At 72.4% G+C, this 19454-nt stretch carries 17 protein-coding genes and 1 pseudogene; 16 read left to right on the plus strand and 2 right to left on the minus strand.

Annotated features, from left to right (window positions below; genetic code table 11):
- The 4 genes from SSOG_RS23150 to SSOG_RS23165 form a co-directional block, all read left to right on the plus strand.
- On the plus strand, positions 1–600 hold a 600-nt coding region (locus SSOG_RS23150), incomplete at its 5' end, for an NAD(P)/FAD-dependent oxidoreductase (RefSeq protein WP_009716667.1).
- A gap of 68 nt (positions 601–668) precedes the next feature.
- Positions 669–1127 (plus strand): SRPBCC family protein, encoded by a 459-nt coding sequence (locus SSOG_RS23155; RefSeq protein WP_009716668.1) that lies wholly within the window; start codon positions 669–671, stop codon positions 1125–1127.
- A gap of 135 nt (positions 1128–1262) precedes the next feature.
- Complete coding sequence (locus SSOG_RS23160; RefSeq protein WP_039938446.1) at positions 1263–2057, plus strand: IclR family transcriptional regulator; 795 nt, start codon at positions 1263–1265, stop codon at positions 2055–2057.
- 108 nt (positions 2058–2165) lie between these two features.
- Positions 2166–3287, plus strand: coding sequence for a PP2C family protein-serine/threonine phosphatase (locus SSOG_RS23165; RefSeq protein ID WP_009716670.1), 1122 nt, complete (start codon positions 2166–2168; stop codon positions 3285–3287).
- Between the two features lie 26 nt (positions 3288–3313).
- Here SSOG_RS23165 and nac read toward each other — a convergent pair whose 3' ends face one another.
- A complete protein-coding gene (gene nac, locus SSOG_RS23170; RefSeq protein ID WP_009716672.1) occupies positions 3314–4216 on the minus strand; it encodes a nitrogen assimilation transcriptional regulator NAC in 903 nt (300 codons plus the stop codon).
- Between the two features lie 253 nt (positions 4217–4469).
- Here nac and SSOG_RS23175 point away from each other — a divergent pair, with 253 nt between their 5' ends.
- The 12 genes from SSOG_RS23175 to SSOG_RS57920 all read left to right on the plus strand — a co-directional run bounded on the left by SSOG_RS23175 (position 4470) and on the right by SSOG_RS57920 (position 19286).
- On the plus strand, positions 4470–5270 hold the full coding sequence (locus SSOG_RS23175) for a LamB/YcsF family protein (protein WP_039938448.1): 801 nt from the start codon (positions 4470–4472) through the stop codon (positions 5268–5270).
- A 1-nt stretch (position 5271) separates the two neighbouring features.
- Positions 5272–6000, plus strand: a complete 729-nt coding sequence (locus SSOG_RS23180; RefSeq protein ID WP_039938451.1) for a 5-oxoprolinase subunit B family protein — start codon at positions 5272–5274, stop codon at positions 5998–6000.
- The gene (locus SSOG_RS23185) at positions 5993–7075 is read left to right on the plus strand and encodes a 5-oxoprolinase subunit C family protein (protein ID WP_009716674.1); all 1083 of its coding nucleotides are present in this window, start codon (positions 5993–5995) and stop codon (positions 7073–7075) included. The genes SSOG_RS23180 and SSOG_RS23185 overlap by 8 nt, the downstream gene beginning before the upstream one ends.
- A 42-nt stretch (positions 7076–7117) precedes the next feature.
- A complete protein-coding gene (locus SSOG_RS23190) occupies positions 7118–8437 on the plus strand; it encodes an MFS transporter (RefSeq protein WP_039938454.1) in 1320 nt (439 codons plus the stop codon).
- 47 nt (positions 8438–8484) lie between these two features.
- Positions 8485–9228: an SDR family oxidoreductase gene (locus tag SSOG_RS23195; protein WP_009716676.1), complete on the plus strand. Its 744-nt coding sequence runs from the start codon at positions 8485–8487 to the stop codon at positions 9226–9228.
- 1 nt (position 9229) lies between these two features.
- The gene (locus tag SSOG_RS23200) at positions 9230–10429 is read left to right on the plus strand and encodes an aspartate transaminase (protein ID WP_009716677.1); all 1200 of its coding nucleotides are present in this window, start codon (positions 9230–9232) and stop codon (positions 10427–10429) included.
- A gap of 18 nt (positions 10430–10447) precedes the next feature.
- A complete protein-coding gene (locus SSOG_RS23205; RefSeq protein WP_009716678.1) occupies positions 10448–11119 on the plus strand; it encodes a 4-carboxy-4-hydroxy-2-oxoadipate aldolase/oxaloacetate decarboxylase in 672 nt (223 codons plus the stop codon).
- 94 nt (positions 11120–11213) lie between these two features.
- Positions 11214–11645: a hypothetical protein gene (locus tag SSOG_RS23210; RefSeq protein ID WP_050799935.1), complete on the plus strand. Its 432-nt coding sequence runs from the start codon at positions 11214–11216 to the stop codon at positions 11643–11645.
- A 121-nt stretch (positions 11646–11766) separates the two neighbouring features.
- Positions 11767–17004, plus strand: coding sequence for a caspase family protein (locus tag SSOG_RS23215; RefSeq protein ID WP_245606353.1), 5238 nt, complete (start codon positions 11767–11769; stop codon positions 17002–17004).
- A complete protein-coding gene (locus tag SSOG_RS23220; RefSeq protein ID WP_009716681.1) occupies positions 17001–17849 on the plus strand; it encodes a hypothetical protein in 849 nt (282 codons plus the stop codon). The genes SSOG_RS23215 and SSOG_RS23220 overlap by 4 nt, the downstream gene beginning before the upstream one ends.
- 192 nt (positions 17850–18041) lie before the next feature.
- Positions 18042–18782: an NHL repeat-containing protein gene (locus tag SSOG_RS48775; RefSeq protein ID WP_009716682.1), complete on the plus strand. Its 741-nt coding sequence runs from the start codon at positions 18042–18044 to the stop codon at positions 18780–18782.
- 72 nt (positions 18783–18854) lie between these two features.
- Positions 18855–19286, plus strand: a complete 432-nt coding sequence (locus tag SSOG_RS57920; RefSeq protein WP_050799936.1) for a hypothetical protein — start codon at positions 18855–18857, stop codon at positions 19284–19286.
- Positions 19287–19369: 83 nt separating this feature from the next.
- Here SSOG_RS57920 and SSOG_RS58490 read toward each other — a convergent pair.
- Positions 19370–19454 (minus strand): annotated as a pseudogene (locus SSOG_RS58490) (Crp/Fnr family transcriptional regulator); the annotation flags it as partial.

Consider the following 19454-nt stretch of genomic DNA (forward strand, 5'->3'; position numbering starts at 1 on the left):
CGCGGGGGGAAGGTCGTGGAGCAGGCCGAAGTATCGGGCATCCGCGACCTGGGCACGGGGGTCGCGGTCGGTACGTCGCAGGGCGATCTGCGCGCGGACGTCGCCGTCGTCTCCACCGGGACCTGGCTGAACCGGCTGGTCCGCCCGTTCGGGGTGCGGGTGCCCGTCCAGTCCGGGCGCGGCTACAGCTTCAGCGTGCCCGCCGCGGGCGCACCGGCGCGCCCGACGTATCTGGCCGGGCAGAAGGTGGTGTGCACCCCGCTGGGCGACGGCCGGGTGCGGGTCGCCGGGATGATGGAACTGGCGCCTCCGGAGCGGCCGGTCGATCCGCGCCGCATCCAGGCGATCATCGCCGCGGCCCGTCCGCTGCTGCGGGACGTCGACTGGGACGCCCGCCGGGACGAGTGGGTCGGCTCGCGCCCGTGCACCGCCGACGGGCTGCCGCTGGTCGGCCCGACCGCCTCGCCGCGGGTGTACGTGAACGGCGGCCACGGCATGTGGGGCGTGGCCCTCGGCCCCCTCACCGGTCGGCTGCTGGCCGACGCCATCACCACCGGCACCGCACCCGCCGAACTGGCCGCGCTGCATCCCCTGCGCTGACCGCGCTGACGTTTTACGGGCGCGGGCCCGGTTACCCGGTGCGGTGACAGCGTCGAAAGGAGTGACCGATGAGCACCGTGCGGGAGACCGTCGAGGTCGAGGTTCCGCTGCACACGGCCTACAACCAGTGGACGCAGTTCACCGAGTTCCCGCGGTTCATGGAAGGCGTGGACCAGGTGACCCAGGTGGACGACCGTCACAACCACTGGTCGACTTCCATCGCCGGTGTGCACCGTGAGTTCGACACCGAGATCGTCGATCAGCTCCCCGACGAGCGCATCGCCTGGCGTACGACCTCGGGCGAGGTGCAGCAGCAGGGCCTGGTGACCTTCCGGTCCCTGGACGCCACCCACACCGAGGTCAACCTGGCCATGGTCTTCGAGCCGAGCGGCATGGCGGAGAAGGCCGCGGACATGACCGGGACGCTCGACCGCCGGATCAAGGGCGATCTGCACCGGTTCAAGGACTTCATCGAGCACCGGGGCCAGGAAGAGGGCGGCTGGCGCGGCCGGATCAGCCCCGGCTGACCGCCTTCGCTCCGGACCGAGGGCGTCGGCCGACTATCCGGGTCGGCCGACGCCCTCGCGCGCGCCGTGACGGAGCCTGAGCCCGGCTGCGGATACGCCCTTGCCCGGCCGCCGTACCGGGCGCAAGCTGGTCATATGGGTACTCCAGGAGGCCCTACGCTCATCACCTCCGTGCAGCGAGCCTTCCGCCTGATGGAGGCCGTGGGCGCACATGAGGGCGGTGCGCCGGCGAAACAGCTGGCGCGGGAGGCGGGGCTGCCGCTGGCCACCGCGTACCACCTGCTGCGGACCCTGGTCCACGACGGCTATGTGCACCGGCTGCCGGACGGCGGCTTCGTCGTCGGCGACAAGCTGCATACGCTCCAGGTCGGCAGCCGCGGGCAGGCGCTGCTCAACCGGGTGCGGCCGACGCTGGCCGGGCTGCGGGACACACTGTCGGCGGCCGCGTATCTGACCTTCTACGAGGACGGCGAGATCCGGGTCGCGGAGATCGTCGACAGCCCCCGGGCGCCCCGGGTGGATCTGTGGGTGGGGTTCGAGGACGCAGGGCATGCCACCGCGCTCGGCAAGTGTGTCCTGCGCGAGCTGGGCGACGAGGCCCGCAGCGACTATCTGTCCCGGCATCCGCTCGCCGACCTCACGCCCCGCACCGTCACCCGCCCCGCCGAGCTGCTGCGGCGCCTGGACGCCTCGGCCGCCGGTGAGCCGGTCATCGACCTGGAGGAGTACACGCTGGGCACGGTCTGCTTCGCGGTGCCCGTGTACAGCGGGGACCAGCTCGGATCGCTCGGGGTGTCGCTCCAGGCAGGCCGGGCGGGTCTGGCCGGGCAGACCGGGCAGGGAGACCGGGCCGCGCGGCTGGAGGAGATCCGCGAGCGGCTGCTGCCGACGGCCGACCGCGTGACCAGGAGCCTTTCGCTCACTATCTGAAATTCCGGCCCTTGTCGCTCCCCGCGAAGCGCTGGTTCTCTGGATGAAACGGACATCACGCCGTATCCGAACGAACCCGGCGAGCGAGAGAGAGCAGTCGACCCGGACATGATCCAGGCCCGCAACCATCTGGACCAGCCCTATCCCCCCGCGCCGTTCGCGGCCGGAGTGCCCGTACTCATCCTGGGTGCGGTCGCGGTCATCGCCTTCGTCACCGGAGACGGGACGAGCTGGCTGCCGCTGCTCGCCGTCGGCCCCGCGCTGGCCGCCGCCGCGTGCCGCCCGTGGGCGGTGCTGCGGATCGGGTTCCTCGCCGTCGCGCTGGGCGTGGGGCTCGGCGCGTGGCAGGCCGCGCCGGTCCACGGACAGGCGGTCGTGCTGTCGACGCTCATCGCCGTGACCCTGGCGAGCTGCCTGGCCAGCGTGTTGCGCAGGCGCCGGGAACGGGTGCTGGCCGCGGTCCGCTCGGTCGCCGAGGCCGCGCAGAACGCGCTGCTCCGGCCGGTGCCCGCGAGGGTCGGACAGTTTCAGGTGGCGGTCCGCTACAGCGCCGCCGCGGCGGAGGCCCGGGTGGGCGGCGACCTGTACGCGCTGGTGTCCACCCCGTACGGGGTCCGGCTGATCGTCGGCGATGTGCGCGGCAAGGGGCTGCCCGCCGTGTCCACCGCCGCGCTGGTCCTCGGCGTGTTCCGGGAGGCCGCGTACGACGAACCGGATCTGCTGGACGTCGTCGGCCGCATCGAGCGCAGCCTCGCCCGTAACCTCGCCCCCGATGACTTCGTCACCGCCGTCGTCGCCGGATACCCCGCCGACGGGCGCATGGAGATCGTCAACTGCGGTCACGCGCCGCCGCTGCTGATCGGCCCGGCCGGTGCGGTCGTGCCCGTCGAGCCGGTGCGCCCGGCGCCGCCGCTGGGCCTGGCCTCGCTGGGCGGGGAGGCGCCGAGCCTGGAGGTGGTGCCGTTCGCCGACGGCGACCAGATGCTGCTGTACACCGACGGGGTCATCGAGGCGCGCGATCACGGCCGGTCGTACTTCCCGCTGGCCGAGCGGGTGCCCGGGCACGTCTCCGACGAGCCGTCCCGGACCCTGGCCGGGCTGCACGACGAACTGCTGGCGCACGTGGGCGGGCGGCTGCACGACGACGCGGCGCTCCTGCTGCTGCGCAAGCCCGCCTCGGGCCGGGTGGGGCAGGCGGTCGACGCGGCCGCCGACACCACGGGCGTCTGAGGGGCCAAGAGGCGGCGCGGCCCGCCCTAGCCGAAGTCGGCGATCAATTCATGGAAGAGATCGTGCACGGCATGGGCGGGCTCCGACAGCGGCTGATGGTCGGACGTACACAACGAGAGCTTGACCGGGATGGTCGGGTTCACGATCCGGCGCACCACCAGGTTCTGCACGTCGAGGATCGCGCGCGCCGCCGACCACGGCAGCACCGTCGCGCCCAGGTCCGCGCCGACCGCGCTGACCAGCGTCAGGACGGACTCGACCTCGCCGATCACCCGCGGCTGGAGTGACGCCTGCTGGAACGCCGCGTCCACGACCTGGCGGATGGTGTGGATCCGGCTGGGCAGCAGCAGCTCCACGTCCGCCAGTTCCTCCAGCGGGACGTCCGCGCCCCCGCCCGGCTCCGTCGTCCTGCCCGGCGCCGCGATCAGGAACAGGTCCTCGGTGCGCAGCGGTTCGAACGTGACGCCCCGCAGCGGCCCCGCCCCGTAGATGAACGCCATGTCCATCCGGCCGGTCATGATCGCCTCGCTGATCACCCCGCCGAAGTTCTCGTTGATGTGCAGCACGATGTCGGGATAGCGCTCGCGCACGCTGGTGAGCAGCGGCAGCGCGAGCGCCGCGCCCATGCTGTACGGGGCAAGGCCCACCGAGACGCTGCCCGCGGGCGCCCGCCCGGACACGTCGACGGCGGCCTGCGCCAGCTCGACCTGGCGCAGGATGAGCTGGGCGTGCCGGTACAGCGCCCGGCCCGCCTCGGTCGGTGCCACGCCGCGCTTGCTGCGGATCAGCAGCTGCTGTTTGAAGTGCGACTCCAGGTAGGAGAGCTGCTGGCTGAGGGCGGGCTGCGCGATGTGCAGGATGTCGGCCGCGCGCGTGATGCTCCCGGCGTCGACGATCTTCACGAACGAGTACAGACGCCTGGTGTCCATGTGCGGTCCTCCGGGCTGGGCGGGCCCTCATGGTAGGCGCCGCACCGACCGGCGCAGGACGGCGAGTGTGGCCCAGGTCATAACCAGAGCTGATTACGTCACACCCAACGCATATTTGCCGCCATCTCTCGGGCGCATTACGTTCACCGGAACGCGAATTTCTCTCCTCGCGAAGATCCCTCTCGCGACCCTCTTGCACAGCTCTCTCTCGAAAAGCGACAACGCCGCTTTCTTCTCTTTCCGGAGGACGTCAATGACGCATGCCGTCGATCTCGTGGCCGACCTCGGCGAGGGATTCGGCGCCTACACCATGGGCGACGACGAGGCGCTGCTGGACGTGCTGACATCGGCCAATATCGCGTGCGGATTCCATGCGGGCGATCCGAGAATCATGGATGCGACGGTTCGCCGCTGCGCCGAAATCGGTGTCGCCGTGGGCGCGCACCACAGCTTTCCCGATCTCGTCGGATTCGGCCGCCGCGCGATGGATCTGACCCCGGACGAGGTACGCACCGACACGCTGTACCAGATGGGCGCGCTGCACGCCTTCGCGACCGCGCACGGCACCGGGCTACGCCACATCGCGCCGCACGGGCGGCTCGGCAACCTGGTCGCGACCCGCCCCGACTACGCGGAGGCGGTGGCCGGGGCCGTGGCGTCGTTCGACCGGTCCCTGATCGTCCTCGCCCAGGACGGCGAACTCGCCGACGCCGCCCGCGCCCTGGGCCTGCGGGTCGGCATCGTCGGCATCGCCGACCGGGCGTACCGCGACGACGGCACGCTGGTGCCCCGGAGCGAGCCCGGTGCGGTGCTCCACGACGCGGGGGAGATCGCCGAACGGACGGTCCGGATGGTCACCGAGGGCGTGATCCACACCGTCGGCGGCCGTGACCTCCCGGTCGCGTGCGACACCGTCCTGCTGCACGGCGACACCCCCGGCGCCATCGCGCTCGCCCGCCGGATCCGCGCCGAACTGCTCACCGCGGGGGTGCGGATCGCGCCGCTCAACGAGGTCCTGGACCTCAAGGCCGACGCCACCGTCGGGAGCGCCTGACATGGCGGGCACCGCGGATTCGGGCGAGGTCACCATCGCGGACTGCGGCGACTCGGCCGTCGTGGTCAAGGCCGTGGGGCTGCCGCCGGACCGCGCCTGGCGGACCGTCCACGCGCTGGCCGACGCGGTCGAGGCCGCCCGGCCCGGCGGGGTGTACGGCATCGTGCCCACGTACGACACCCTGCTCGTCGAGTTCGACTGCGCCACCACCGACCACCTCACGCTCCGGCGCCTGCTGCGGTACGAGAGCGGCCGCCTGGCCGAGGGCCCACGCCCAGGACCCGCGCCCCGGCGCTTCGTCGTACCGGTGGTGTACGGCGGCGAGCACGGCCCCGACCTGCCCGTCGTCGCCGAGCAGCTGGGGCTCACCGAGGCCGAGGTGGTGGAGCTGCACTCGCGCGCTCCCCTCACCGTCCGCTGCTTCGGCGCCCCGGCCGCGGCCCCGATGATGGACGGCCCGGCGTTCCCGCGCCCGGTGCCGCGGCTCGCCTCGCCGCGGACCAGCGTCGTCCCCGGGTCGATCGCGGTGGCCGGGCGGCAGGCCGTCATCTCCCCGATGCCGTCCCCCGGCGGCTGGCCGCTGCTGGGCCGCACCCCGTTGCGGGTGCTCGACCTGGACGCCCGGCCGCTGACCCCGTACCGGCCCGGCGACACGTTCCAGTTCGTACCGATCGCCCCCGAGCAGTGGGACGAGCACGCGGGCGCGGCCCTGGAGGCGTGTCATGACTGACGCCCTCACCGTGACGGACGCTCCCGCCCTGACCGGCACCCTCACCGTGCACCGGGCGGGCCTGGCGGCCGTGCAGGATCTCGGCCGGTTCGGCCACTCCCGCTACGGACTGCCGGTCAACGGCGCGCTCGACCAGCACTCCGCCCGCGTCGCCAACGTGCTGGCCGGGAACGACGAGGGCGCGCCGCTGGTGGAGATCACCGCCCTGGACTTCGGCTGCACCCCGTCCACCGACATCCTCATCGCGGTCACCGGCGCCCCCGCCGACGTCACCGTGGGCGGGGTGGCGCGGCCGATGTGGGAGCCGCTGCCGGTACGGGCGGGGGAGACCATCACCGTCAGCGGCATCCGGCTCGGGCTGCGCGTCTATCTCGCCGTCCTCGGCTCGGTGGACACCCCGTCCCTGCTCGGCAGCTGCGCCCCCGACACGATCCTCGGCTTCGGACGGTCGCTGAGCGACGGCGATGAGCTGGCGCTGCGTACCTCCTGCCCGCCGGTCGCCCATCCGGTGTTCGGCATCCCGCTGTTCCGGGTGCACGCCCCGGTGGCGCACTTCGCCGAGTCCTGGACGGTCGACGTGACCGACGGGCCCGACCTCGCCGAGTTCGGCGACACCGCCGAGCGGCTGTTCCGGTCGCCGTTCACCGTGACCCCGCGCAGCAACCACATCGGGCTGCGGATGAGCGGCGACGTACCGCGGCGGGTGGCGACCGGCGAGGTGCTCTCGCGCGGTGTGCCGGTCGGCGCGGTCGAGGTGCCCGCGGGCGACGAACTGCTCGTCCTGCACCGCGGCCGCGGCGTCACCGCCGGATATCCGGTGCTCGCCGTGGTCACCGCGACCGGTCTGTCCGCCCTCGGCAGGCCAGGCCCGGCCAGTCCGTCCGCTTCCGGCACCGGACCGTGGAGGAGGCGGTGGCCGACTACCGGTCCCAGCGCCATGCCGTCCGCGCCCTGGCCACCCGTGTCCGCACCGTCTTCGACGAGCTGCGCATCCCCGTCCCCTCGGCCACCCGGCCCATCCCCTCCCCCGTCTGACTTCCCCCTGACGTCCCGTCCCCCTTCCCCCTGTGAGTGATCCGCCCCCACCTGACTGACCCCGCTCCAGAAAAGAGACATCATGACCGCCGTCGCCGCCGCCCAACCAACCCCCAACGTCGTCGATCCCAGAACCGCGCGGAAGGTGACCCTCGCCGGATGCGTCGGCATCTTCGCCGAGCTGTACGACAACGGCATCTTCGGTTTCATGGCGGGCACCCTGGGTGTCGTCTTCTTCCCCGACGCGTCCAACGCGGTGCAGGTGCAGCTCGTCTTCCTCGGCTACGCCGTCTCGTTCTTCTTCCGCCCGCTCGGCGGCATCATCTGCGGTCACCTCGGCGACCGCATCGGGCGTCAGCGGATGCTCGTCTTCGTGATCATGCTGATCAGCGTGGCGACCGCGGCGATCGGCATGCTGCCGACGTACGCGAGTATCGGCATAGCGGCCCCCGTCCTCCTCATCCTGCTCCGGGTGCTCCAGGGCTTCTCCGTCGGCGGTGAGGCGTCGGGCGCGATGAGCTTCCTCGCCGAGCACGCCCCCGAGGGCAAGCGCGGCCTGTACACCAGCTACGCCCAGATCGCCTCGTTCCTCTCGCTGCTCACCGGCACGCTGGTCGCCGCGGGCATGACCAGCGGCCTCGGGTCGGACGCCATGGAGTCGTGGGGCTGGCGCATTCCGTTCCTGCTCGCCGTCCCGCTGGGCGTCGCGGGCCTCTACATCCGCAAGCGCATCAGCGACACCCCGAACTTCAACCGGCTGAAGGAATCGGGCGGGCTGTCGAAGAACCCGCTCAAGGAGGCGTTCACCTCCTCCGAGCACCGCCGCGCGATGCTGCTCGCCCTCTTCATCCCGCTGATGAACGGCTCCGGCTACTACGTGCTGTTCGGCTACATGCCCACGTTCATGAGCACCGAGCTGCACTTCAGCAAGGTGCAGGGGCTGCTCGTCACCTCGGCCAGCCTGGTGGCCATCTCCCTCGCCATTCCGTTCATGGGCAGGCTGTCCGACCGGATCGGGCGGAAGAAGGTCCTGTCGGGCGCCGCGATCGCCATGGCCGCCCTGGGCATTCCCTGTTACCTGCTCATCGGCACCGGCAATGTGGCGCTGGCCATTCTCGGCGCGTCCGTCATGGCCATCGTCTTCGCGGGCCACACCGGCGTCATCCACATCCTGCTGGTCGAACTCTTCCCGACCCGGGTGCGCTACTCCGCCTACGGGCTGGGCTACAACATCTCCTCGGCGCTCTTCGGCGGTACCGCGCCCCTGCTGATGACGTATCTCATCGCCGAGACCGGAAACGTCAACATGCCCGCCTTCTACGCGGTCGTCACCGCCCTCGGCACGCTCATCGCCGTATCCCGGGTGACGGACAAGGCGCATCTGCCGCTGCGCGACGCGTAATTCCCCCGCCTTCCCCCACCCGTTTCCGACAGAGGAGCGAAGCCCCCATGCCCTTTTCCGACTACAAGACCGCACTGGTGACCGGTGCCTCCACCGGAATCGGCGCGGTGGTCGTCGAGCGGCTGGCCAAGCAGGGCCTGGAGGTCCACGCCGTCGCCCGTAACGCCGACCGGCTCGACGACCTCGCCCGGCGCACCGGCTGCGTCCCGCACGCCGTCGACATCACCGACACCGCCGCGCTCACCGCGGAACTGCGGGACCTCAAGGTCGACATCCTCGTCAACAACGCCGGGGTGTCCCGTACCGGAAACATCCTCACCGCCGACGAGTTCGCCGTCGACGAGCAGGTCGCCGTCAACATCCAGGCGGTGCTGCACCTGGTGCGACTGGTCATGCCGGGAATGGTGGAGCGCGACCTCGGCCACATCGTCAACGTCAGCTCCATCGCCGGTGTCTACAACTTCGGCGGAAACACCATCTACCACGCCACCAAATCGGCAGTGCACACCCTCTCCCGCCAGCTGCGGGTGGACGGTTACGGCCGCCGTATCCGGGTCACCGAAATCTGCCCCGGACGGGTGGAGACGGAAATCTTCGGGCGGCTGCTCGGCGACATGGAAGAGGCGCAGCGCCAGTTCTACGACGGCTTCGAATCGCTCAAGCCGGAGGACATCGCCGACGCCATCGAATTCGCCATCTCCTCGCCGCGCCACGTCAACATCGGCCATGTGGAGATCCTGCCCACCTTCCAGGTGCCGGGCGGGCTCAACTTCGAGCGGAGGGCCGACTGAAATGAGCACCGCGCAGCGCGTCGGACGTATCAAGCCGTCCCCGAGCACCGCGGCCGCCCAACGAGTCCGCGAACTGAAGGCCCAGGGCCGGGACATCCTCGACCTCACCGTCGGCGAACCCGACTTCGACACCCCGGGCCATGTGAAGGACGCCGCCATCGAGGCGATCCGGCAGGGCGCCACCAAATACACCCCGGTCAACGGCACCCCGCAGCTGCGGGCCGCCATCGCCGACCGGCTCCGGCGGCGCCACGGGCTGGACTTCCCCGACGACCGGATCGCGGTGGGCGGGGGCGGGAAGCAGATCATCTTCCTCGCCCTGATGGCCACCCTGGACGCGGGCGACGAGGTCGTCATCCCGGCCCCGTACTGGGTCTCGTACCCGGACATGGTGCTGGCCAACGACGGCACCCCGGTGGTGGTCCCCTGCCCGGAGGCCGACGGCTTCAAGCTGACCCCCGACCGGCTGGCCGCCGCCCTCACCGACCGCACCCGCTGGGTCGTCCTCAACTCCCCGGGCAACCCGACCGGCGCCGTCTACACGGACGGCGAACTGCGCGCCCTCGCCGGGGTGCTGCTCGACCACCCGCACGTCCACGTGCTCACCGACGAGATCTACGACGAGATCTTCTTCGGCACGGGCCAGGTCCACAGCCTCGCCGCGGTCGAACCGCGCCTGGCCGACCGGGTCTTCTACACCAACGGCGTCTCCAAGACGTACGCGATGACCGGCTGGCGCATCGGCTACGGCGCGGGCAACGCGGAGCTGATCCGGGCCATCAACACCCTCCAGTCCCAGATCTCCTCCTGCCCCTCCTCCATCAGCCAGGCCGCCGCCACCGCCGCGCTCAGCGGCGACCAGGACTTCGTCCGCGACAGCGTCGCCGTCTACCGCAGCCGGCGCGACACCGTCGTCAAGCTGATCAACGACATCCCCGGACTGTCCTGCACCCCGCCGGACGGCGGCTTCTACGCCTTCGTCAACTGCACCGGCGTCCTCGGCACCCGCACCCCCTCCGGCCAGGAGGTCCGCACCGACGAGGACGTCGCCGCCCATCTGCTGGAGTCGCAGGGCGTCGCGGTGATCCACGGAGCCGCGTACGGCTCCCCGGGCTACTTCCGCATCTCCTTCGCCACCTCCAACGACGTCCTCACCGCGGCCTGCGAGGCCATCGCCCGCGCCCGCGCCGACCTCTCCTGACTCGCCCGAAGGGGACACATGATCCGCGTCAACACCGCCTTCACCCGCCCCGATCCGGACCTGGTGAAGCAGCTGGGCGGCTACTCCGCCGCCACCATCCACGAAGCCCAGGGCCGCCTCGGCGCCCTCGACTCGACCATCAAGCCGGTCGACCCCGCGATGTCCCTGTGCGGCCCCGCCTTCCCCGTGGTCTGCGCGCCCCGCGACAACATCATGCTCCAGGTCGCCATCGCCCACGCCCGCCCCGGCGACGTCATCACCGTCTCCGCGGGCGAGTACGCCGAGGCGGGCTCCTTCGGCGACGTCCTGGCCAACGCCTGCGTCGCCAAGGGCCTCGGCGGACTGGTCACCGACACCGGTGTCCGCGACACCCGCGAACTGCGCGAACTCGGTTTCCCCGTCTTCTCCTACAGCGTCTGCATGAAGGGCACGGTCAAGGAAACCGTCGGCCCGATGGCCGAACCCGTCCTGATCGGCGGCGAGATCATCCGCCCCGGCGACGTGGTCCGCGCCGACGCCGACGGCGTCGTGGTGGTCCGCCACGAGGACCTGGCGGACGTCATCGCCAAATGCCAGGCCCGCGTCGAGGCCGAGGACGCCTTCATCGCCGCCTACCGCTCCGGCAAGAGCGTCATCGAGGTCTGCGGCCTGGAGCCGGTCCTGAAGGCCAAGGGGTTGGTCATCGACTAGCGGCGGCGCGGGAGATGGCGGTGGCGGGGCCCGGGCGGGCAACTGAGTACCCGGGCTCATGCGCCCCGCCCCGCCTCCGGGTTGGCTGGAGCCCATGGCTGAGAGCACTGTGTGCGAGAACGCGCCGTGTCACGACGTGTGGTGCGACGACGTACGGTGCGGTGTCGCGCCGCCCGAGCGGGAGCGCGGCCCGGACGACCGGGTCTCCTGGCAGTGGATCGCACCGCTGGTCTCCACGCTCGTCACCCTCATCGTGGGCTTCTACATCACCGTCGGGGTCGGGCTCTCCCAGATGGCCTGCGACGCCCCCGGCGAGGCGGCGCGGGCCCGGTGCGAGTCCACCTTCCACCCCGCCATGAGGGTCTACTTCGGCGGTCTCGCCCTCCCCCTGGGCCTGCTGATCGCCGGTTGGGGCCTGCCGCGGCGCCGACGCAACATCCCGCGCCGCATTCGCCTCGCCTTCCTGGCCCCGCTCTCGGTGGCCGTCCCGTACGCGGTCTTCAACGGGCTGGTCGATTGGCCGTGACAGTCGGCTGGGCGCAGGAGCCCCACCACTCGCCCCGTTGCGCTTCCGGACACGGGTTGCGATCATCCGGTTACGGTTCTCGCGGCGCACGGCGGGACGCACGGCAGTGGGGGAAGCGGCGGTGGGGCTCCAGGTGGGGCGGCGATTCTTCGTAGCGCTGGGCAGCGGGCGGTACTGCCATCTGCCGGAAGAGGAACAGCTTCCCCAAGTGCCCGGGGACGTCGCCGCGATGACCGGGCTCTTCGAGGGGTTCGGCTACCAGGCCGTTCTGCCCGGGCTCGGCGACTACGACGGCGCCGAGCAGATCCGGCAGAAGCTGCGCCACTGGTCGGCCGACACCCGGCTCACCCCGGACGATGTGGTGGTCGTGTACTTCGCCGGGCACGGCCTCGTCCACGACCGGGACCGTCACTATCTGCTGTGCTGGGACTCGCAGGACGACGACCCGGCCACCACCGCCCTGGCCACCGAGGACCTGGTGCGCATCCTGTGCCGGGGCGAGCTGCGCCATCTGCTGATCGTGCTGGACACCTGCGGCGGCGGTGCGGGCAGCGCGGATGCCGCCGGGCTGGCGCTCCAGTCGATCGCGTACCAGCACGGCGGTGGCGCGACCTCGACCGGGCTGTGGTTCCTGGCGTCGGCTCGCCGCAAGGACCTCGCCGAGGACGGCGCGTTCGTGGCGGCGCTCGGCTCGTCCGTGGAGATCACCACGGGACGCACCGGACAGCGGCAGCAGTACCTCGACCTCACCGAGCTGGTGAAGGCGGTCAACGAGTGCTTCGACGCCGACGGCCGGGGCCAGCGCGCCGAACTGGCCAGCGGGCTGGTCACGGGCCTGGCCCCGTTCCTGCCCAACGCCGGTTACCGCGAGGAGCTGCCGCCCCTCGGCACCGACCTCGAAGTGCAGCGCCGCGTCGCTGAACGCGACCTCACCGAGCACTTCGGCCCCCGCGCCCGCGGTGTGGAGTTCGAGTCCGAGCAGGGCCTGTACTTCAGCGGCCGCGAGCGGGTGCTGACCGAACTCGTCGCTTGGCTGACCGCCGAGCACGGCGACGGCAAGGGCCGGGTCGTCACCGGAAGCCCCGGTTGCGGCAAGTCGGCGGTCCTCGGCCGGATCGTGGCGCCGTCGGACTCCGCGTACCGCGCGAAGGTCGACCCGGAGGGCGTCGACCCGGCGACGCTGGTGCCCGAGGGCTGTGTCACGGCCGCGGTGCACGCGCGCCACAAGCGGCTGGAGGAGGTCGTCGAGCGCATCGCGACCGCGCTCGGCACCCGGGCCGACGGCACGGCCGCGCTGCTCCAGGAGCTGACCCGGCGCGGGCGCCAGGGCCCGCCGGTCGTGGTCGTCGTGGACGCCGTGGACGAGGCGGGGTCCGACACCGCCGCCGACGCGGGCGGCCACGGCGAGCCGCGCCGCATCACCCGCGAACTGCTGCGGCCCATGTCGGAGATCCAGGGCGTACGGCTCCTGGTGGGCACCCGCCACGAACTGGTGCAGCCGCTCGGCCCCACCTTCACCTGCCTCGACCTGGACCGCCCCGGCTACCGGGCGGAGGAGGCGGACGTCGCCGGGTACGTCGCCAAGGTGCTCCTCGCCGTGGAGGAGCCGGAAGTCCGTACGCCGTACCGGGACCACCCCGCCCTCGCGGCGACCGTCGCCCGGGGCGTCGCGCGGAAGGCCGCGGGCGTCTACCTCTACGCCCGCACCACCGCCCGCACCCTGCGCTCCGACCGCGCCGCGGTCGATGTGGACCACCCCGGCTGGGCGGACCGGCTGCCCAGCGAGGTCGGGGAGGCGTTCGACGACTATCTGGCCCGGTTCGGCCCGGACGAGCCCCGCGTGCGCCGGATGCTGCTCCCGCTGGCCTTCTCGGAGGGCAAGGGGCTGCCGCGCGGCCAGGTGTGGACGACGCTCAGCTCGCTGCTGTCCGGCACCGACTGCACCGAGGAGGACGTCTCCTGGCTGCTGGACGTCGCCGAGGCGTACGTCGCGGAGGTCATCGACGACGACCGCCGCTCGGTGTACCGGCTCTACCACAAGGCGCTCGCCGAGCATCTGCGCGCGACCGCCGACCGGCCGTCCACCGAGATCCAGAAGGCCGTGGTCGAGGCCCTGGTGTCGGTCGTTCCGGCGCCGGAAGGGCGGCCCGACTGGTTCGCGGCACCTCCCTACGTACGCCAGCACCTGGCCACCCACGCCGGGGCGGCGGGCCTGCTCAGCGAGCTGATCAGGGACCCCGGTTTCCTGCTGGCCGGGGAACCGCTCGGGCTGCTGCGGGCGTTCGCCACGATCGACGGCGACGGGCCGCGCCGGGTGCGTACCGCGTACGAGCAGGTCGCGCACCGGCTCACCCCCGACCGCGCGCTCGGCGGCCGGGCGGCCGACCTCCAGCTGTCCGCCCGCCGCTGCCAGGCGGACGACCTCGCCGACGCCATCGGACGCCTCGGCGTCGCCCTGCCGTGGACGGCCCGCTGGGCGTGGTGGTCGGCCACGGGTGCGCACCGGCTGCTGAGCGGCCACACCAAGGCGGTCGGCTGCGTCGCCACCGGGGACCTCGACGGGCGGCCCATCGCGGTGACCGGCGGCGTGGACGGCACGGCCCGCATCTGGGACCTCACCAACCAGCGGCAGATCGGCGAACCGCTGACGGTGTCCACCCCGGTCAACGCGGTCGCCATCGGCGACCTGGGCGACTACACGGTCGCGCTCACCGGCGGCGTCGACGGCACGGTGCGGGTCTGGGACCTGTCGGCGGGCCAGGAGTACGGGCAGCCGCTGACCGGTCACACCAACCGCATCGAGGCCATGGAGATCGGCGCCATCGGCGGCACACCCGTGGTGCTGACGGCCAGCCAGGACGGTACGGCCCGGATCTGGGACCTGGCCCGGCGCCGCCAGCTCGGCTGTGACCTGGCCGTCCACAAGCGCACCGTCCTGGACGCGGCGCTCGGCGAACTCGACGGCAGACCGGTCGCGGTCACCGGCGGGGAGGACAAGACCGTGCAGGTCTGGGACCTGAGCGAGGTGCTGGACGGCGGCGACGCCCGGATCGACGGCAGCCCCCTGATCGGCCCGGCCGAGGCGGTCACCGCCGTATGCCTGGGGCGGCTGGACGACCGCACGGTGGCGCTGGTCGGCGACAGGTCCGGCATGCTCAGTCTGTGGGACCTGGCCGAACGCCGCCAGCTCGGCGAACCCGTCACCGCCCACCGCTACTTCAGCCGCAGCGGCGTCGCCTCCGCCGTCATCGGCGAATTCGACGGGCGTACGGTGGCACTGACCGCCGGAGTCTGGGAAACCCGACTCTGGGATCTGCGCACCCTGCGCCAGCTGGGCCACTCCCTGCGCGGCCACGTCGAGGACATCACCGCCGCCGCCCTCACCAGCGGCGCCCCGCTGGCCGTCACCGTCAGCGAGGACCGCACCGCCCGCATCTGGGACCTGTCGGCCGATCAGCCCGCCGAGGGCCACACGGGCCAGGTGTCCGCGGTCGACTTCCGCGACATACGGGGCCGTCCGCTCGCCGTCACCGGAGGCCAGGACGGCACCGCCCGCCTGTGGGACCTGCGCACCCGCGCTCAGGTCGGACGGCCCATGGAGGGCCACCGGGGCGAGGTGCTCGCCGTCGCCCTGGAGCGGATCGACGGCCGCCCCGTCGCGGTCACCGGCGGCTCCGACACCACGGTCCGTCTCTGGGACCCGCTGCTCGGCGAACCTCTGGGCGCGCCGCTGATCGGTCACACCAACGTGGTGCGCTGCGTGGCCACTGGCACCCTGGCCGGGCGGCCGGTCGTGGTCAGCGGCGGCGAGGACGGCACTGTCCGCATCTGGCACGCGCCCTCCGGCGAGCCCGCGACGCCGCCGCTGGCCGGACACATCGGCGGCATCCGGCATTTGGCGGTCCGCGGGACCGCCGGGGGCATGGAGATCGCCATCGCCACGTCGCTCGACCACGCCTACATGTGGCGGGTCGACGGCACGGGCGCGGCCCCGCCCACCGGACCGTCCGCCCACTTCGACATCGAGGGCCTGACGCGCTCCTCGCGGGCGGTGGGGGTCGCGTTCCACGGGGACCGCCCGGTAGCGCTGTCTTCGGACGAGGGCAACGGCCTGTACGTACACGACATCACCACCCGCACCGCGGTCGGCCGCCCGCTGCTGGGCCACACCAACTTCGTGCGGACGGGGAGCCTGGCCCAGGTCGGCGGCAGGATCCTGGTGGCGTCCATGGCCATCGACGACACGGCGCGGGTCTGGGACCTGGCGACGGGGAGGGCGCTGGGCACCCCGATGGAAGGGCTGAACAGGGTCTCAGGCCAGGCCCCCCCGGCCCCGGCCCTCGGACTCGTGGACGGCACCACGGTCGCGATCACCGCCTTCCCCCGCGTGGTGCGGGTCTGGGACCTGACCACCACCCGTCCGGTGGGGGAGCCGCTGTGCGGGGTGACCCACAGCCTGATCTCGGCCGACATCGTCGCGATTCCGCACACCGGCGGCTCGGCCGTGATCACCGGCGGTCTGGATGGCACCGTGCGCACCCATGACCTGCACAACGGACGGCAGATCGCCGCCCATGTCGTGTCGGCCGAGCCGTCCATGTCCTGCATGGCCGCCGCCCGGGTGGACGGCGAGGCCGTCGTGGTGCGCGGGGGCTGGTTGGGAGGCGACGTCTGGAGCCTGGGGCTGCGGCGTCGGCTGGTCCGGCGGCCCGGCGCCGTGCTGCGGGCGTGCCCGTACGCCCTGGACGGCCGAGCCCTGGTGGTGTCGGCCACGGAGGACCACACCCTGCACGCCTGGGACCTGCGCACCCAGGCCCCCGTCCATCCGCCGATGGCTGGTCACACTGCGGACGTCACGGCCGTGCGGGCGGGCCGAGCCGGCGACCAGGAAGTGATCGCCAGCGCTTCGGTCGACGGCACCGTCTGGCTCTGGAACCCACGGACCGGCAAACCCTTCGCGGAACCGCTCACTGGCCACCCCATGGGCGCTCTCAGCGTCGATTTCGTCCCTCACCTGAGCCGGAACGCCCTCGTCGTAGGCGCGGGCGATGGCCATCTGCGCTTCTGGGACGTGGCGGACGGCTCCGACCTCGGCATCAACCTGGAGCCCTTCCCCTCCGGCGTCCTGGCGATGGAGGCCGCGGAAATCGGCGGCGTACCGATCCTGGTCGCCGCCGACCGGTTCGGCCTGGTCCGGGTGTGGGACCTGCGGTCCGCCTCCTGGACGGCAGAGATCGACATCGGCAGCAGCATCCGGGACGTGGCCGTCGGCGGCGGGCAGTTGTGCGTCGCCACCCACATGGGCGCCGTCGTCCTCGGCCTCGACACCCCCGGCAGCGAGGAGAACGGCACCCCATGACCCGCGTCGTACTCGTCCACGGCATCGCCCAGCAGGTGAAGGGCGCCGAGACGCTCCTCGCCGACTGGTACCCCGCCCTGTGCGACGGCCTCGCCCTCGCCTCCGGCCCCCGCCCCGAGCCGCACGACGTCGCCATGGCCTTCTACGGCGATCTCTTCCGCCCCGCGGGCCACCGCGGCTTCGGCGTCCCCGATCTCGACGCGTCCGACGTCGAGGACGGCCTGGAAACCGACCTCCTCCTCGGCTGGTGGCACGCCGCCGCCCAGCACGAACCCCAGGTCACCGGCCCCGAGGCGACCACCCGGCTGCGCACCCCGTACGCCGTGCAGCGTGCCCTGAACGCCCTCAGCCACTCGGCCTTCTTCGCCGGGATCAGCGAACGCCTCATGATCGCCAGCGCCCGTCAGGTCCGCCGTTACTTCTCCGAACCCGACATCCGCGCCCGCGTCCAGGACCGCCTGGCCCGCACTGTGACCACCGACACCGAGGTCATCGTCGCCCACTCCCTGGGCACCGTCGTCGCCTACGAAACCCTCTGTGCCCACCCCGAGTGGTCCGACCTGAGCCTCATCACCCTCGGCTCGCCGCTCGCCATCCCCCGCCTGGTCCTCGACCGCCTGCTGCCTCCACCCGCCCCGCACCCCCGCTGGCCCGCTTCCGTCACCCGCTGGACCAACATCGCCGACCGCGCCGACGCCGTGGCCCTCACCAAGACCCTCGCCCCCGCCTTCGGCTCCCGCATCACCGACCTCCTCGTCCACAACGGCCCCCAGGCCCACGACGTGCGCCCGTACCTGACGGCCCGCGAAACGGGCGCGGCCGTCGCCGAGGCGCTGGCCGTGTAGCGTCCGGCACCCGCGCGGCTCGCGACACGAGCGTTCCGACACCGCCACTCGGATACCGCCGTTCCGCCGACAGCCGCCCGAGTGGATTCCCGGTGTCCGGTGGCGTGGTGCGGACCGGGGGCGGGGGTGGGTTCCTAGGGTCGGGGTCACGGCAAAAGAGCCGATCGTCCGGAAATCACAGGTGGGTGTGGAATGGGCCGCTTCTCCGTACGGCACCGACTGACCGCGCTGGCGGGAATCCTGACGCTGTGTGCGTACGGGCTCGTCTCCGGCCTCACCTCCGCAGCCGCCGCCCCGCCTGTCGCGCAGCTGTACGTCTCCGAGTACACGGACAACACGGTGCTGAAGGTCGCCACCGACGGCAGCGGCCAGACCACCGTGCCCACCATCGGCCTCACCCGCCCCACCGGCCTCGCCCTCGACGCTTACGGCGACCTCTACGTCTCCGACACCGGCAACAACCGGGTGGTGACGGTCCCCGCGGACGGCAGCGGCCAGAGCACGCTCCCCACCACCGGGCTGTCCCGTCCGATCGGGCTGGCCGTCGAAACCGATGACGACGGCTACGACGGCGACGATGAAGGCGACGACACCCTCTTCATCGCCGACAGCTTCAACGACCGGGTGGTGGAGATCCCCGCGGACGGCAGCGGGCTACAGATCACCGTGCCCACCACCGGCCTGGTCCACCCGGACGGCCTGGCGCTCGACGCGCACGACAACCTCTACATCGCCGACTTCGTCAACGACCGCGTCGTGGTGGTGCCCGTGGACGGCGGGCCGCAGCTCACCCTGCCGACAGCGGCGGTCCGAGCCCATGGGGCTCGCGTTCGACACGGGGAGCCTGTACGTCGCCTATTCGGGCAACGACCGCGTGGGGAAGCTGCCCCGGGGCGGCGGCCCGCAGACGACCTCTTTTTGCGACCGGGCTGAACACCCCGCAGGGGTGGCGGGGGGAGGGGGTACGGCAATCTGTTCGTCGCCGACTTCGGCAACGACCGGGTGGTGGAGGTCCCCGCGGACGGCAGCGGTCAGACCACCGTGCCCATCGCCGGGCTGAGCAGCCCGGTCGGGCTGGCCATCCCGCCGTCGCACCCCGTGTCCACCCGCCTCACGGCGAGCGCGGCCACCGTGGAACGGCACACGTCGCCCGCGTCCCTGCGGGTCAAGGGGCTGTCCGCCACCCTGGCCACCACCGACGGCGCCCCGCTGCCCGGGCAGACGGTCCGGTTCACCGACAACACCGGCGCCCACAAGCTGTGCGCCGCGGTGACGAACAGCCGGGGCCGGGCACGGTGCGACGCCACGCTCCGCACCGGTTCGCGGGCCCGCTACGACGACCTGCGCCACAACGGCTACCGCGCCACGTACGCGGGCACCGCCCCGTACCGGCCCAGCTCGGCCGCCGCCCACGTACGCGCCGCACGCCGCACCTGAACCCGCGAACCGGATCAGCCCGCGGCGCGCCGCCCCAGCAGCTCCGGTGCGAGCACCGTCACCGACCGCGGCTCCACCTCGCACGGGGTGAGCGCGGTGAACGTCGCGGTGTGCCCCCGGCCGTCAATCACCGCGATCTTGTCGAGGGCGCACGGACCGGCCCACTGG

Source organism: Streptomyces himastatinicus ATCC 53653 (genome assembly GCF_000158915.1).
GTDB lineage: Bacteria > Actinomycetota > Actinomycetes > Streptomycetales > Streptomycetaceae > Streptomyces > Streptomyces himastatinicus.